The 17,261-nt window shown below is 65.1% G+C and carries 7 protein-coding genes and 1 pseudogene; all 8 read right to left on the bottom strand.

What is annotated here, in order from left to right; all coding sequences use genetic code 11:
• Positions 1-125: 125 nt before the first annotated feature.
• The 8 genes and pseudogenes from QA649_RS29140 to QA649_RS42980 all read right to left on the bottom strand — a co-directional run bounded on the left by QA649_RS29140 (position 126) and on the right by QA649_RS42980 (position 17,259).
• Positions 126-632 carry an RNA polymerase sigma factor gene (locus QA649_RS29140; RefSeq protein WP_349254034.1) on the bottom strand — a complete coding sequence of 169 codons (507 nt, stop codon included), beginning with the start codon at positions 630-632 and terminating at the stop codon, positions 126-128.
• A gap of 205 nt (positions 633-837) precedes the next feature.
• On the bottom strand, positions 838-1,551 hold the full coding sequence (locus QA649_RS29145; protein WP_283020207.1) for a TonB family protein: 714 nt from the start codon (positions 1,549-1,551) through the stop codon (positions 838-840).
• Positions 1,548-2,360 (bottom strand): secretin and TonB N-terminal domain-containing protein, encoded by an 813-nt coding sequence (locus QA649_RS29150; RefSeq protein WP_283020208.1) that lies wholly within the window; start codon positions 2,358-2,360, stop codon positions 1,548-1,550. Before QA649_RS29150 ends, QA649_RS29145 begins: the two co-directional genes overlap by 4 nt.
• 123 nt (positions 2,361-2,483) lie before the next feature.
• The gene (locus QA649_RS29155; RefSeq protein ID WP_283020209.1) at positions 2,484-14,090 is read right to left on the bottom strand and encodes a filamentous haemagglutinin family protein; all 11,607 of its coding nucleotides are present in this window, start codon (positions 14,088-14,090) and stop codon (positions 2,484-2,486) included.
• 142 nt (positions 14,091-14,232) lie between these two features.
• On the bottom strand, positions 14,233-15,243 hold the full coding sequence (locus tag QA649_RS29160) for a DUF4880 domain-containing protein (RefSeq protein WP_283020210.1): 1,011 nt from the start codon (positions 15,241-15,243) through the stop codon (positions 14,233-14,235).
• Positions 15,227-15,826: an RNA polymerase sigma factor gene (locus QA649_RS29165; protein WP_283020211.1), complete on the bottom strand. Its 600-nt coding sequence runs from the start codon at positions 15,824-15,826 to the stop codon at positions 15,227-15,229. The genes QA649_RS29160 and QA649_RS29165 overlap by 17 nt, the downstream gene beginning before the upstream one ends.
• Positions 15,823-16,425: an STN domain-containing protein gene (locus QA649_RS29170; protein WP_283020212.1), complete on the bottom strand. Its 603-nt coding sequence runs from the start codon at positions 16,423-16,425 to the stop codon at positions 15,823-15,825. The genes QA649_RS29165 and QA649_RS29170 overlap by 4 nt, the downstream gene beginning before the upstream one ends.
• A gap of 384 nt (positions 16,426-16,809) precedes the next feature.
• Positions 16,810-17,259 (bottom strand): annotated as a pseudogene (locus QA649_RS42980) (hypothetical protein).
• Positions 17,260-17,261: the final 2 nt, after the last annotated feature.

Below are 17,261 nucleotides of genomic sequence, written 5' to 3' on the forward strand. Positions count from 1 at the left end.
GATAGACGAATGGCGCCCGGCTATCCCGAAGAAAAACTGCGCAAGGGCGGCCTATTGATCAAATTTTCCTGCCTGCGCGGGGCGAAACAAGACATCCGATGCGTCGGCTTGCAATATCGACGCGCTCACGATCGCGGACGCGGGCCGCCGAGACGGCGTCGCAATGTATGTTCGAGGCTGTCGGCACAATGGCCAAGCGCCAGCTTCAGGTCGCTCTCGACGGTCCGGATGCTGACCTTGAGCCGCGCGGCGACCTGGTGCGCCGGCTGCCCCTCGATCGAAATGCTCTGCAGGACCTCGCGAGGCCGTGGCGGTAACTCGGCAAGCGCGCGCTTGAAAGCCTCGATTTCCGAACGCGCCTCGACCACCCTGGCCGGATCCGGCTCGTCATCGCATATGTCGAGAAGCACGTCTATCTCCGACGCGCTGACACGGTAATTCTGCGCCTTGCGTCGGTCCTTCGCGATGTTGATGGCGGTACGAAAGATGTAGTCGGCAGGACTGCGTACGGGTTCGGCATCCGTTACCCTGTCGAGGCGCAGGAACGTCTCGTGCAAGGCTTCGTGGGCGAAATCGGCCGACCCCAAGCGACGCGTAAGCTTCCGGATCAGGCCTTCATAGTTCTCGACCAACTGCCCCCGCAGCCGTATTCGATTGCTATCAGCCACGTTTCACGTGCCCAACATACTCTGGTATTTCCGGCGCAAACATTGCCTACGCAACGACCGCAAAAGGTTGCGAAGGTCGTACCGGTGCGGGGCTACACATTTATGACACAAGGTGCAAGCCATTGCACGGAGGCCCCGTGCCATCGGCGTGGCCCGATCTCATGACGGATCAAAACTCGAGCTCCAGGTGAATATTGAGCCGATCCGGCAACTCGGGTGGAATTGGCGGCAGCGGCTGGGCTCTCCGGATGGTCTCGATCGCCTCCTTGTCGAGCAGCAATTGACCCGAGCTTGTTCGCACCCAGACGCCGAGCAGCGTGCCATCCCTCGCCATGGCGAACTGCGTGTCAACGACCTTTCCTTCGAGATGCATTGCGCTCGCCGCCTTGGGATAACGCTGATACCGTGAAACGTGCCGAAGCAAGGTCTGTTGAAATTTGACGGCCGCGCTGCTCGCAGGCCCGCTCACGGCCGCAGGCATCGGCGGAGTGTCTCCGGGCGAGACAGTTCTCGCTCTCGGAGCCGGAACGGGATCGTCGGATGGTGTCGGATCCGGGTCCTTCAATGAAGTATCGGCGCGGCTCGCAACATTCGCCGTGTCCGGTTGAGAAACCGGGGCGACGGCTATCGGAACGGCTTCGGGCCGCGGAAGTAGCTGAACCTGCACAACCGCGGCCGACTGTTGCCCGGGAGAGCCGGCCGGCACTTGCATCCTGATCCAGTAGACGCCACCGACGAAAAGAACGGCCGCCAGAGCGGGAATGCCGAGCAGGCGATAGAACTCTCCCGATGACGAGGCGGCATCGAGGTCATCGTCCTGGAAGGATCCAAGCACCGCAGCTCGTCCCTTCTCGTTTCCGCGGCGAATATCGCTGTCGCTCATTGCAGGGACTTCACCACGATGACGACGCGGACCGGCTGTGGCGTATTTGCCGGCGCCGGCTTGCTGATCGTCAGGCCCCGAAGCGCCGCCGAAACCGCAACGTCCCGCTCGCGGTCCCCGGTCGAGCGGAACAACTCGGTTCGCTCGATCGTGCGCGCGGGATCGATCCAGATATCCAGCACCGCGCGATAATTGCCATCGCGCGTCCTTGCGTTCTTTCGAAGCGCATTCTGAATGTCCATCTGCACTCTCTGGCTGTAGTCCTGTAACCGGGCCGCGTCGTCGGCATCGCCGTTCTGACGCACGCGCAGCCGCCCCAGGGACAGATCCGATGTTGCGAGGGGCGCCGCCGGAGGTGCATAGCCGACGCCCTCTGCGCTGGGAAGAGCGAGCGTGATGGCATCGGGACGAATGTAGCGCACCTTCAGCTCCGTGCCCGTGAGCAGCAGGTTCAGTGCTTCGTCCGCGGCATACGTTCCTTCAACCGCGACCGACGTCCGGCCGACGGCGGAGTTGCTTTCATAGAGCACTTGAATGCCGGTGGTCTGCCCATAGGCCTGCAACGCACCGGCCAGGGACTGTGCCGGAATGTGGAATGCCATCGGCCTTCCCGCACGCGCCGACCGGTCTTCCTCCGCGGCATTGGCGCCGAAGATGACCGTTATCAGCCAAACGGCCAAGACCGCCAGCAGGCGGAACGCCCCGCGGATACCGCCTCGAGGGCGGTCGGCATGTAAGGCGATGGCGCCGTGCAATGTAGCTGCTTTCATCGTGCTGCTCTTGTCGACCAGAAACAGCACGTCGGCCATCTGGATCGTTGAAGCCCGGGCGAATGTCTCCTCTATATCGTTTGCATGACAGTGATCTAACCGGCCGGTCGGCCGGATGGCACGATCGGACGTCGGACCCGAATGCCTGTCCGGGATCCCGCCTTAGAGCGACGCCTTGCGCCCCAGCCGCTGCAACAGCGCGGCTCGCTCAGCCTCCGTCAGGTCCTTCAACTGCTCGGCCGTGAACTCGCCGTTGCCGAGTACGCGGAACATGCCGTTCGGATCGTAGCTCTGCTTGTCGGGAGTCCGGCGCTTCTCATCCTCGCCCGGGTCGGGCTGCCGCCGCTCGCCGTCGCCACCACCGTACCCGAGAACTTCGACGATGATCACCGACGGCCGGTCCGACGACCCCTGCCTGGTCACGTCTTTCACAGCGTCCGTCGCGGCCTTGTCCTTGGTCTCGAGCGAGAGCGGCGCAGTCTTGACCTCCGCTTTCGGCACACCCTTGCTCTGGCCCGAGACCTGGATGTTGTCCACGTTCACGATGTTGAAGCAGGCGCAGGTGAAATTGCCGCTGACGCGGATGCCGGCGTCACCGGCATTCACCGTGCCCTTGGGGGCAATCAGGTTGACGTCGCCTTCCATCACCCCCGTGAAGCCGATGATCGTTCCGATGCCGCTGCCGGAAATATCAGCCTTCTCGATCACGCGCGTCACGGCATCGATATCAGTCTGGATTTCCGGCGCCGACGGCACGCGCGCGGTCTTGGCGCCGCGGCCGGCGTCGATGTCGCCCTGCGTCGACCAGATGATCTCGTTGCCGCCGGCGAAGGTCAGGATGCGCGAGCGGTTCACGGTGACGCTGTCACGAGCGAACAGGTTGATGTCGCCGGGCCCCAGCGTCACGAGACCGTATTCCACCGGCGCCGGCTTGCCGAGCGCCGCAACTTGCAGGCCGCCGCCAGGCGTCAGCACTTCGATGCCGCCGCCCGACATGGTGCGAAACTTGGCATTTCCGGTCCTGACGTCGCCTGCCCAGTCTGTACCCGGGAACAGCGTCTCGATCGCGGCATAGCCACGGTTGTATCCGCCGTTGCGCGGCTTGCCGTTGCCGTCGGGTGTGTTCTGGTCGTTGCCTGCGGCGCGCAGCTCCTGCATATAGACTTGCCGCACGAAGCGTTCGCGCACCAGCATCGGCAGGGCCTGGAATTTGCTCCAAGCATCGAGCGGCGACAGCAGCTCGCCGGTCACGTCCGCCATGAAGGAGATGATGCCCGCGCGCGTTTGGTGCGGCCCGGAGGAACGTAGCTCGAATTCCTCGGTGTAGAGCGGCACCACCGTGCCGTCCGCCAGCGTGATCTTGAGATAATCGGGCATCTTTCCGACATTTGCCGGATCGAGATAGGTCGCCAGGAATGCGTCATAGGACGGCTGCTTGCCCTTGAGGCCCGCCATCACCGTGATCGCCGCACTCCGGCCGGGCAGGCCGATGATCTCCGTGAAATCTTTCGGCCGATTGTTTGCATCATATTCCCGGTTTCCGGTCCCGAAGATCGACAGTTCCGGCGCGTAGACGTCGCGGCCCGCGCTCACCTGCACTGCGCCCGGCCCCTGCACATAGATCGAGCCCATCACCGGGCCGCCCATTATGTCATTGCCGGCCTCGAGCAACGACACGTCGGTCGGATGAATGTTACGCAGTGAGTAGTTGATGTTGCGGATGTCCGTGCCGGCGCGGAACCAGGTCTGCTCGTTGGCCATGACGCCGGCCGTGAAGATCGAACCGCTCTGGGTTGTGAGCGAGCCGACGATCGACCCGTTCAGGGCATAGACGCGGCTCGGCTCGTAGTCTCCCTCGTTGGGCAGATGCGCGGGATTGCGAAGGTTGTAGAGATGCAGCGCGTGGCCGGCGATGTTGCTGGCCGGCGTGGTGAATTGATTGATCAGAACGTAGTGGAGCCCGCTCAAGGTATCCGGCGAGGAACCGCCGAGGTTGACCGGAGAGGAAACTGTACCTCCGACAGGCTCGAACGGCGACGGAATCATCTCAAGTGCGGCGCGGGACATCACGATCTCGCCGGCGAACACGTCATTTGCAGCGAGAATCCGCAGCTCCGGATGGCTGCTCGGCATCGTGTACAGCGTGTTGTTCAGCACAGAGCCGTTCAGCGCGGTCACGCGCGTCTTCGACGGATAGATGTTTGCGGCGAGCGAGTTCACGTTCGCAAAATACTGCAGAGCCGACGTCGTGATGTCCTTGGAGAGATATGTCGCCTGCCCGACCAGGATCACGTCGCCGCCCGTCGAGGTCAGGTTGAGCGCAGTGCGCTCGCTCTGACTGCTCATGAAGGTCAGCTCATGCGACATCCCCTTGCCGACCAGCAGCGGATCGAGAACCGTCTGCAGCCGCAGGTCTCCGGCGGTTCGCACGTCCAGAGTTGCATCGCCGACCGACAAGATCGGGGCGATCGGATAGGTGACGATCTGCGTCGCCACCAGCGCCTTGACCTCGCGCCCGACCGCGAATTCGCCGGCGGTGATCGTACCGGCGCCGCGCCCGATGTAATAGTAGCCGGCGCGAACGGCACCGCCCGCCTCGACGGTCATCGCGCCGCCGTTGCGCAGTTCGAGGAGCTTGCTCTCCGTCGTGGAACGCCCGCCGCGCACGCGACCATTGGTCGGCAGCGCGACCGTCAGATTGTTGAGATCGCCGCCGGCATGGACCTCGACATTGCCGCCGCCGAGCGCGCCGACGCCGCGCAGGAAGTTGGCGTAGTCCACCCACCAGGAGCTTTGCTGAGCTGCCATCTGGCCGTATGCGGAATGGCTCCAGGGACCGAAGACGTAGGAGCTATCCGTCGCGCCCTGCCGATTCAGCCACTCCGTGTAGTGCTGCATCTGCGTGCGATCCGCCGGCAGGGCGACGTCGATGTTGCCGCCGACGGCAATGTCGAGATGGCCGCCGCCGACGCCGTAGGTCGCGCTCGCCGGCGCGGTGGTGAAATCGTTGAAAACGGCGAGATCGCGCCGGCCGGCGGTATAGATCGAGGCGCCGCCCTTGAGCTGCAGATCGCCGCGTGCAGCGATGCTGACGTCGCCGGTGCCGGTGCGCACCATCGTCACGGGATTGACGGTGGACGTCGTCGCCCCGGGCTTGATGGTCGCATAGAGTGAAGCGATCGTCGCAAGATTGGGGACGATCTTCGTCAGATAGAAATCCTTGAAGGTCGAGTACCGCGTGATGACGCTGAGACGGTTGCCGCCGCTCGCGGCCGTGTTGGTCCACCTGAAGTCGGCCTGCGGTTGCGCAGGGTTGGGATTCAGGCCCTTCGCGGCTGCGTAATTATTCCAGAGGTCGAGCACGTAGCCGTAGGCCGGATCCGTCGGCAGGCCGAAAGATATCTGCGCGCTGGAATCGTTGTTGAGGCGGGTGCCGGAAGTGGACTCCAGGCTCGCGGGCCAATCCGCAGGATTCATCGTCGTCGAACCGGGTGAGCTGCCTGAGCCATAGGAGGCGACCGAGTCGACAAGAGCGGTCGCCGTAACGGAACTCGAGCCGCTGACATAGGTATACGCCGACTGCTCGCTGAGCGTGATCTTGCCCGTCGCGCCGCTGGCGAGGCGCGTCGGGTCGGCGCTTTCGCCCATTGGCGTGGCGCCCGCAACGAGTCCCAGGCTCCAGGACGGCACCGCCACCCTCGAGCCATCCGGCTCGGTGATGGTTGGGAACAGGACCGAATTGGCCAGCGTATTCGGCGCGCTCGCCCCCGGCGAGTTGGCCTCTGCGCTGTAGGGAACGCCGATCAGGGTCGGCGGCGTCGTTGAGGTTTCGGTTTTCCTCGTGCCGAGCGTCGCGAAGGTGATGCCGGCATAGGCCGACGGGTTGGTCGTGCTGGTGCTGTCGTAGGGCGTGAGATTCGCGGTGGTGCTGGTGCGGCCGACGTTGAACACCATGCCCAGGTTCGTCGAGGTGGTGCCCTTGACGGCAACATAGTTCGAATCCAGCGGGTTGGCGAACTGGAAGAAGCCGTCCGTGATACTGCCCTTCAGGTCGATATTGCCGCCGGCGCGCATGGTCAGGACGCCCGGCTCTCCGAGAATGCTGCCGCCGGTGCGATAGACCATGGTCGTATGGTCACGCAGCAAGGCACTTTCCTTGCCGGCGACGACATAGGCCTTGCCCAGCACCGGTTCGATGGCCATCACGCCGGCCGCGAGCGCCGAGGCCTGATTGACCACGCCTGCGCCGAGATTCCAGTTGCTCTTGAGCACGATGTCGCCGGAGAAATTCAGCTCCATGCCTGCGCGCGCGTGGAAGTTCGACTGGCTCGTCAGGCCGCCGAGATCCGCGTAGCCGGCACTGACGTCGAAGTCGCGCACGAACTCGACCAGCGTGCCGGCGCCATAATCCGCCAGCACGTTGAGCTTGCCGGCCGCGGCCTTGGTGAGATCGAGTTCGGCCTGGCCGCTGCTATTGACGGTGACTCCGACGAAGCGCGGATCGGACGCGAGAGTCGCGAGGTCGAAGCGCTTGTAACCCTCCAGCACGATCTCGCGCGCGCCGTTGATCGTGCCGGCAAAGCTGACGTTCACCTTATCGGCCCCCGGCTGCTCGATGACGGGCGCACGCAGGGTGACCTTGCCGCCCTCGCCGCCCGCCACGTCGATCACGCCACCGAGCACCCGCAGCACGCCGTTCGAGATTCCAAGGGTGATCCGGCCGGAGCCGAGCCCGTCCACCGTGTCGGTGGCGCCTGCCCGCAGGAGCGCCGCGTTCGTCATGGTCAGGCCCTGGCCGCCATAGATCGAGATCGAGCCGCCATAGGTCGCACGTGCGTCGATGGTGCCTGCGACGGTCACGGCGCCATGATCTGCGGCGAGCGAGAACTCCTCGACCGTAGTTGCGCCGTCGAGCGTGACGCCGCCGGAGCGAATCCGGAAGCTGCGCGATTTGGTGAAGCCGGCGCCATTCAGACGCTGGTTGAGCCCGCCGAAATCCGACAACGCAGTGATGTCGAGCGAAAAGGAGCCGCCCCGTTTGCCCGCCGCAGCCTTGGCATTGATCGTGCCGTTCAGCGTGACCTGGCTGCCGTCCTGCTCGATTGCGAGCGTGCCCGCGCCGCCGCCGATGGGACGCCCGTCGGCGTCCCGCGCGGAGCCAAGGTCGAGGGTCGCGCCTGCTCCGAACAGCACCGCGCCACCGTGGGCGCCCAGCGAGATGGTCCCGGCATCGGCATATTCGGACACGTCGAAGAACTTTTTCTCGAAGCCCCCGACGTCGATGCGCGAGCCCGCAGTGAGATTGACGTTGCCATTGGTGGCATTCAGCTTGACCGTTCCGCCCAGCGCATCGATACGTCCGGCGAAATCGACGGCGCGGCCGGTGAGCGTCCAGCGCGAGCCGAGGCTCTCCTGGTCGCGCGCCGGGCTTACCGTCTCGTAGGCGGCAACCGTGAGCACGCCGGTCGTGGTGATCGATTGCTGGCTGCCGCCCCGGCCGGTCAAGACCGGTGCGGACAAGGTCAGCGCCGCGCCCGCGACATCGAGCGAGCCCTTGCCTTCGCCGGCAATACGCGTCGTTCCCGTCAGCACGATGGTGTCGAAGCCGCGCAATGCTTTGGCGCCCGCGCCCAGGGCGAGCTCGGTTGCGGTGAGCTTCAAGCTGCCATGACCGGCGCCGACCGGCTCGCTGAACGTGCTCGCGGTATTTTCCAGCACGACCCGATTGCCGTTCACCGCGATCTCGCTATTGCCGCGGCCGACCAGCCCTGCGGTGTCAAGCGTCACGGCCTGCAGTCCCGACAGGTCCACCGCATTGTAGAAGTCGATGGTGGAGTAGCTGCGCAAGGTCAGGTGCTGGGTGTTGTTGAGCGCGGCCAGCGCTGCGGCATCGAGCACCAGCCCGCTACCGCCGCCGAAGCCAATCCGGCCCGACGCCAGGGACAACGCTGCGCCCGCCAGTCTGGCCTGGGTGACGAGGGCGTTCCCCGTCGCGTCGATCAGAAGAGACTTGCCGCCATCGAGGACCGCACCGGCGCCGATCTTCACCTGGCCGCCGACGGTCGTATCGACGTTCTTGCGGCGGACCCGCACCGCGTCGCCGTTGGACAGGCGGATCAAGGCGCCCCAGTCGCGATCGGACGCCTGCGGGGCCATCACGAGATCGCCGGCGCCGGTCGGCGCCTCGCCGCGCGCGACGATGACGCTGCCTGCGGAGACGTCGATCGTGTCGCTTGCGGCCAGAATGATCTCCGGTCCCGTCAACGCCGAATTGGCGCTGTTGCGCACGACGATGTCGTGGGCCTGCACATCCACGCGCAGACCGCCGACGTCGCCGCTGCGGAAGCCCCCGATCAGCAGGCTGCCGGCACCGAAGCCGGACAGGGCAGCGGCGTCGATGACCAGATAGCCATCGGCCCGCAACGTGCCGGCGCTCTGGTCGGCGCCCAGGATTGCGATCTTGTTGGCGGCGATATCGACCAGTCCGCCACGGCCGCCTGCTGCGGCCTGAGAATGCAGCTCGCCCTTCAGGATCAGGTCTTGCGTCGCCTTGAACACCACCGAACCGCCGTCGACCGGCAGACGCGGTGTGACGATCTGCTGACCGGTGAGCCGGTACTGCGTCAGCTTGAATGCATCGGAAGCGAAGAAGGTGTTGGCGAACGCTTCGTTGTACTCGCTGTACTGCCGCAGCACCGAGCCCGACATCACGCGCCACGCAGACGACTGCTGGTCCCGGCTGCCATCGAGCGCATTGGCGCGATAGCCGGACACGATCGCCGTACCGTCTGCCAGCACCGTGGACGTCGTCGCCTGGCCTGTCGAACCGGCGACCGCCTGGATCGCATAGGCGCCCGGCAACATCGCGTAGGAGGCCGGCAGCAGCGTGTACCAGCCCGCCGGCAATCCGCTGCCGGCGTCGAGCCAGATACGGTCGCCGCTGCGTATCGAGGCCGAGCTGGGTGCAGTCGCCCCGCCGAAAGCCGGCATGACCGCGAACAGGCCCGGCAGCGACAGCATATCATGCGAGCCGCCCGGTCCGGGCACGTGCTCCCATGCCATCAGGTCGCCGCCGCCCTTGATGTTCACCACCGATCCGGGCGCAAGCTCGACGGTCGGCGCCTCGAGCGTCACGCGCTTTTCCGGCAGGCTGGCGATGGTGGTCGGCTGCGGCCCGGTCGTCACCGTCCAGTTTTCGTTGTTGCTGAGAGCACCGTAAGGCAGCACGAGGCCATCGCCGGTCACCGACGTGACGCTGCCGGCACCGAGGGTGAGGCGCTGGCTGGCCTTGAGCGTGATCTGGCCGAACGGCGCGCGCAGGGTGCCGTTCTGCTCGATCGTCGGCGCTTCGAGCGTCAGGGTCCCGCCGACCGACAGCGCCAGACCGGGAGTTCCGTTCTGCTGCACGATGAGCTTGTCGCTGGCCCTGATCGTCGCGTTGATCTGCAAGGTGGGATAGATCTGGCCGGCCTTCACGATCAGCGTGCCGTCGACGTCCAGGAACGCGGGCTGGCTGACATTGCTGTGCGTCAGCCGGATGTCGTTCGCCTCGAGCACGGTTCGTTCGAAGCCGCGGATGTTTGCCTGCACGACGTCGATCACGGAGCCGGCCAGCGTCAGCGTGCCCGAACGCACCGGATTGCTCGGCGCCAGGCTGAACAGCGAGATGTAGGGCGCCCAGAAGCGCGAGCTAGCGCCATTGCCGTTGATCAGTGATCCCGTGATCGAGATCGAGCCACCGAAGGCGAGGTCGACACCGTCCAGCCGTGTCGTCGACGGGAGAACGAGATCGGCGAAGCCGGCGCCCTGAAGGCTCGAACTGCGTACGACCAGTCCTGACTGCGCAGCGGCGGTTTCGGACAGGATCACGGTCGATGTCGCAGTCGCCAACGTCACCTTGCCGCCGCGCGCGCCACTGCCTCCACTCTGGCCGCGCCACGTCCCCTGGGCCAGGCCCTGCTGGGCCTTGACGCTGATCGAGCCGCCATTGCTGGCGAGGGTGACGGGCGCGAACTGGCGGTCTCCCGCCTCGATGTCGAATTCGCCACTGGCACCCGCGACGTCGACCAGTGAGCCGGATTCGAATGCGACTGCGGCGGACTCGAACGCGACCGAACCGCCATTGCGCACGACGCCGATCCGGTGCCCCGCGCCATCGGTTTCGCCGACCGCCGTTCCGCGCGCGATGATCGCGCCGGTATTTGCCACGACGACCGATCCGGCGCTTGCCGCAAAACTGATCGTGCCAGCCAGCGCCTCCACCGTGCCGGCAATTCGCAATGTGCCGGTCGAAGGACCGAGCAGGGACAGAGCGATCGTACCGCCGGTGTCCGTCCCCACCGTCGCGCCCGCGCCGACCGTCAGGGATCTGCCGGTGAGCGAGAGCGACGTCGGCTTGAGCGCCAGACGCTGCGAGGGCGACAACACGGCGAGCGGGCCCATCGCGCTGATCGGCGTACCCGTGGCAAAGCCCGAGACGTCCACACCCTTGAGATCGACGTTGTAGGGGAGCTGCGTGACCTTCACGCCGTCGGGAATCGTGATATCGCCGCCCGTGGAGATCAGAAGCGAGCGGAAGCCGCGTTCCGAGAACAGCGTTTCCGACAGGCGAACGGTGTTGGGCGAGGTCGGCGCAGCACCGCCGATCTGCAGCGACGCCGTCGTGAGGTTCATGGACAGGCTGCCGCCGGAGCCGGCCGCATAAGCTCGCATGTCGGCGTTCGCCAACTCCGTCACGTCGATGGTGTTGAGCGTGATCTTGCCGGCGTCGCCGAATTTCACCTGCGGCTTGCCGTTGCGCAGGCGGTACCAGCCGCCGCCGGATACGTCGAGCACCACGCCCGGCTGATAATGGGCCTGGTCGAGCGCGATGCTGCCGCCATTGACGACCGGCGGCAGCGCCGAGCCGGCGCCGCCCTTCACCTGGTTCACCCATTGGCCGCTGACGTCGATGGCCGCGCCGGCTCCGAATGACACGTTTTCAGCGCCGAGCAGGTTGACGCTGCCGCCGGGAGCGTGAATCACGCCGTCGATCTTGAAATCCTGGCTGTAAGCAACGGTGGAATTGGCCTTGATCGAAAACGTGCTGCCCGGCGTCAATTCGAGCGTCGTGCCTTTCTCGATAGTGACGTTGTTGGAGACGTAGAGCTCGATCTTCCCTAGCCCGGCATCTGCAAGCACGTCGGAGTCGAGATAGGTCGTACGCAACCGGAACGAATCCTGGTTGCCGGGCGCGCCCGAATACCAGGTGGACGGAAGCGACGATGTCGCCGTGAAATTCGTCGGCAGCTGCGTCGGATCCTTGGAGATCACGAGCTTGCCGAGCAGCCAGAGCCGATCTTCATCGCCGTCGCCGCCGAACGTCAGCGAGCCTGCCTTGGCGATGTTGCCGCTTGCGGCCTGACGCTCGCCGACGATCACGCCGCCCCAGTAGCCGCCTTCCAGCACAACACCTTCCATGGCGTAGAACTGGATGGCGCCGGCGTCACGTCCCTCGGTGAAGCCACGTTCGAAGTGGCTCGCCGACCATGGCGTGCTCCAGGACTCCGATTTGCCCCAGTTGCCGTGTGTACGCGTGAACCCGCCGGCGAACCCGACATAGATCCTGTCCGGCGTTGCCGAGGCGATATCATAAATTCTGCCATCGGCGCCGAGCAGCTTGGTCGAGCTGACCATTCCGTCCTGATAGCGGAACGACCCGCCGGAGACATCGAGCAACGAGCCCTGTCGGGTGATGATCGAACCGGCCGATTTGAGCGTGATGTTGCCGCCAATGGTCGACAGTTCGGCGAGATTTGTCTTGCTGTTGCCGATCCAGGCCGAGACGTCGCCCAGCGGCGTCCCGATCCATTTGCCCGCGGCGCCTCCCCAGCTCACGCCGGCCATCGGACCATCGGTGAAAACGCCGCTGGCGCTGCGATCGACCGTGATCTTCTGCCCCCGCAGCCAGGAATTCCGCAGCAGCGGAGAATCGCGCAGCTCGTTGATGCGCAATTCGGCCTGCACGAATCTCCGCGACATGGGGACCAGGACATCCTGCACGCCGGCAGCGCTGACATAGGCGTCCTCGCCGATATAGATCCGGCTGCCGTCACGGATCGGCTGCTCGTTGTTGATGGGCTCCTCGGTGGGCGCGGGCGAGGTGCTGGCCACGATGCTGATCGTGCCGGCGGGGACGAGGATGTTGGCCTGCGCCCCGATATCGATCAGGTTGCCGCGCAATTCGACGCGCCCCGGCTTGTAGCGTGTGGCCTTCGCCGTCTCCTCGATCTCGCTCGTGTCGGTGGCATCAGGCAGGACGGCGGTGACGCTGCCCGGTAACAGATGCAGGTCGCCCGTCTTCCAATACACGAGCTGGGCATCCAGGCTGCCGCTCGATGCCATCATGCCATTGCTGTAGGCATCCAGCCGAATCGATCCTTCGCGGTTGTTGAGCGCGGTTGCCGCCAGCATCACGCCGCCCTGGAAGATCTCGCGACCCATCGCGGTGATGTTGCCGCGATCGGACTGAACCACGCCGGTGTTCACGACCTTGTAGCCGACCGAAGCCGCGCGCGCGTACATCTCGGGAAGCAGGATGTCGCGAACGCTCTCGCCCCACGGCTTCTCCGTGTAGAGCTCCCAGCCGGCGATCGCCCCCATCAGATGATTGTAGTTGAACAGCCAGGGCATCGGGGCGGTCACCGCGACGTCCACACCGCGCGTGTCGCCCGGATTGGTCCTGAGATAGACCTGTTCGCCGGCGGCCATGATGATCTGGCCGTCGGGGACGCTGATCTGGCCGGCGTTCGCAACGATCGGCGCGAATAGCATCGCCTTGCCGCCGGTCTTCGCGCTGATCTGAGCTCCGGTCTGGATGGTGACGTCGCCCGGCACGCCATCCGGAGTGAACCGCGTGGGCTGGCTTGGATCGGTGGCCGGCTTTTGCGAATTGGCCAGCCGTGGATTGTATTCGCCGAACGTCGGCAAGTGAATGTCGTTGGTGAGCGCAATCGAAGTATTGATCCCGGCCAGGAACTGCGCGTTCGACAAAGCGAGGGACGAGGCCACGAGCGTGCCGACATCGACCTGGCTGGAGCCGCCGAAGATGATGCCGTTCCTGTTGATGATGTAGACCTGTCCCTCGCTCCTGATGGTGCCGAGGATCTGGCTGGGGACGAGGCTCGGGTCGAGCACTCGGTTGAGCGCGATCCAGTTGGCGGCGCCGCCACCTCCGGCGGACTGGTTGAAATACAAGTCGGTCTCGCGTCCGACGTTGAACTTGTTCCAGGTCAGGATCGCCTTCTGCTGGTTCTGCACGACCTCGACCTGGACCCGGCCATTCGAGCCGGTCGATTGGGTCGGCTGCGCGGCGCCGGTCCAGGCCGGCTGCCCGTCGATCACCGCGGTGGGATTGCTGGTCGGATTGAGGCCTCCGGGGGCAAGTCCGTTCGGCACATTCGGAAGCAGACGGCCGGGATGATTCTTGTCCAGGCCGAGATTGTTCGGGCCGATCAGCGCGCCGGCTCTCGCTGCCGCCTGTACGTCGCGCATCGCTCGAAGCGAAGCATTAATGCGGCTCATCGCCTGTGCCGATGCGATCGCCCCTGCCTGCCCCGCAGCGTTGGTCGTCACGGCGACATTTGCCACCGGGCTCGCGCTGCCGCTGCCCAGGTTGCGCGCATCGGCCGCAGCCGCCCCCACCAGCAACGCGGCCACACTGGCGCCGCTGAGGAACATCGCGTGTCTGACGGACCGGAACGGGCGAAAACGGACGGTGCGGTGGGACAAGACGGCATTCCTTCTGGCAGCACGGCTAAACCCAGTGAAGGGTCGTGCCTCGTCATCCCCTGCGATGACGATCTAGCTCTAAGACGGAAGCCTGTAGGCGAACGCGCACGGTTTCTGTGTGAAAGTTTCTTGTCAGCGGACGTCAGCCCAACAGAACCAGGCCGCCCGGGAGCTTGCGGGCCTTGACATCGAAGGCCTGCTCGAGACGCACGAGGATTTCATCCATCTGGTCGATGCGGAAGCGGCCACTGACCGGCCTTTGCGCGAGGCTCGGATTGACAAGAAGAATCCGGCCGGCGCGATAACGATTGACCTCTTCCACCACATCCGCGAGCGGGGTTGCCCGGAATAGCACAATTCCCCGCTGCCAGGCGGATTCCGCCTCTGCGTCGATCGCGGCAACCCGACCGAGCCCGCCGGCATCGTAACGCACGCTCTGCGCCGGGCCGATGACGGCAGAATTGTCGTTGCGCTCGATGCGCACCTCGCCATCGAAGCAGGCGACGCTCACTACCGGACCCGCCGGACCGTTCATGCAACGCACATCGAAACGTGCATGGCGGCCGATCGAGCGCCCGTCTGCGGCCAATACGACGAGCGGACGAACGCTCTCGACCGTTTCGAACAGCGCCTGCCCCGCAAGGAGCTCCAGACGATCGCCCTCCCCGTCGGCGGGGTGGACCGCAATGCTGGTCTGCGTATTCAACCGCACCGCGACGTTCTCCGCCGGCCTGATCTGCCGCTGTTCGCCAATGGCTGTCCTGTAGTCGGCATTCAGTTCGCGGAGGGACGGCCACAGGCCCAGTGGCGGATTGACGACGGCGACACAGGCCGCCGCGGCGGCAGCCAACCCGCCACCCAGAACGAGGCGGCGGTCGAGTACCGGGCGTGACGTCTGCCGGACCGGCAACGCCTCGAACTGGCTGCGCGGAATGCTCGCGCCGGCGCGGCGGATATCGCGCCATACTCCGCTCGCCGCGGCGAAGGCCGCCGCATGCTCCGGGCTCGCCGCACACCATCGCCGCAACGTCTCGGCATCGGCAGACGTCGCATGTCCGGAATCGATGCGCTGGACCCACGCGATCGCCTCGCGCTGCAACAGGTCGAGCTTATGCACCTGTCCTTGAGTCATGGAGTCATTCAGCCTGGTCATGGTCGTGATCACCGCGCGGCGACGGGTCTCGATTCAATGACGAATTTCCCTGGTCCGGCGTGCATTCCGTCTCTTTCATTTGCCTTTGCCGCGCCAGACAATATTCATGGGCGAGCTGCAGCTCCTTCGAGACGAGGCGCAAGGATACGCCAAGCCGGTCCGCAATCTCCTGCCGCGCCATGTTGTCGACCCTTGCCGCGAGCAGGATGGTGCGCCGGCGAGGCGGCAGCTCGGCCAGGATGATGGCCATCGCGTCCAGATCCGACCGCGCCTCCGCGACTTCGGCGGGACCAGGCGTCTCATCGGCGACCTCGAGCAGATGCTCGATATCGACCTTCGTCAAATGGCGCTTTTCCGCGCGACGATGGTCATGTGCCACGTTGAACAGCATGCGCAGCAGGTAGCTGACCGGATTGTGCAAGGTTCCAATCGTCGTGTCCGTGCGGGCCAGGCGCAGCCAGGTGTCGTGCAGGACATCGCCGGCCATTTCGGACGAGCCCAGGCGCCGCGTCAAACCCCGCTTGAGATCGTCATATCGGTCGAGCAGCAGGCGGCGCAGCATCGCCACGGAGGCTTCGGTCACCGCACGCCTCCGGCCGCCTGCGGTAGGGCGGCCGCGCCGCAACTCATTGTGACGCCCGAAGCCTGCGGCAGGACCACGATCAAGACCGGCTGCGCAAAGCCTGGGGGCACCGGGGCACCCACGCTGAAATGCCGAAGCGCGGTGTCGATGCCGCGGTCCAGCTCGACCGTGCCGGCCGATCCAAGTCGTTCGAACCTGGAGACGGTCCCCGATGGCGCGATCCAGACCAGGGCCGCGATGCGATAGCTTCCCGGCCGCGCCCCGCTGGTCCGGCACAGTGCATCACGCAACCTCGCCTGAACGACACCATAATATTGGTGCGCGAGAGCGGCGGCACTGCCTTCCGGCGGTCCGGCGGCTTCGGGAGCCGGGACCAGAACGAACGAATTGTCCTTCAGGAAGCGGGCGGCAAGACCGGTTCCCGCAAGCAGCAGCTGTAGCGCCGTCTCCGGCTCAAAGCTGCCTTTGACGGCTTCTGAGATGCGGCCTTGCGCAAGCGCCGGATTGTAGAGGACCTCGCGACCAGTCGCATCGCCGTATCGATCGAGTGCGGAGACAAGCGGCTGGGCCGGAATGTCGAACGACAACGGCGCGGTCATTTCCGAGTTCGCGCGCGGCGACCCGATTATTGCGCCTTTTGGCTCCGCTTCGGCTGCAAGGGCGGCAAACATCAAACACACAGCCAGATACGGCACGCGACGTGACACCGATCAATTGCTCCGGCAAGCCATCAGCATCGCGAGAGGCGAATGACGACCGTCCCGAACTTGCCTGGATGCCACAAGAAGTCCCCAGCCTACGAAGGTTCCTTGACACGAATATGTCACCGATCGCTTTGCAAGCCGGAAGAGCACAAACAGCGCGGCGCTCGCTTTTGAGCACTGGTCATCCTGCATGACTCACCCGCGACGGCGCACGAACTGCAAGATCTGGGACTTCTAAACCACCCGACTCACGGTTGGAACAATCCTGGAACGACGAAGTCACGGCCCGTAGATCACCAGCTCCGAGTCAGACAGATCGGCAAGCCGGGGGCAATGCGGACCCTTGAAGTACTTCCGGCCGATCGGCTCCCTGTAGATGCCGACGAGGCCGGTCACAGGGCCATTGGCATCGAGAGCAATCGACATCCAGCCGCGTCGAACCAGGAAGCGTCCCATGGCGCCGGCGCAAACGACATAGTCGGCCAGATCGGCGCAATAGATCAATTGCATCACCGGCTGCCTGATGCGACCGACCCGCATCGGCACCGACGGGCGCCTGGTCATGCTCGAGCATATAGCCAAAGCGCGGGAAGCGTCGGGCGTCTCGCGCACTGACAAGCGCCTCAGTCCATCGATCCAGTAATCCCGCGATCGTATTGGAAAGCACTTTGTCAGAAGATCGGCGACGGCGTCGAGATCGGCTACTCCTATCTCACGGCATCGGACCATCG

The organism is Bradyrhizobium sp. CB1717 (assembly GCF_029714325.1).
Taxonomy (GTDB): Bacteria; Pseudomonadota; Alphaproteobacteria; order Rhizobiales; family Xanthobacteraceae; genus Bradyrhizobium.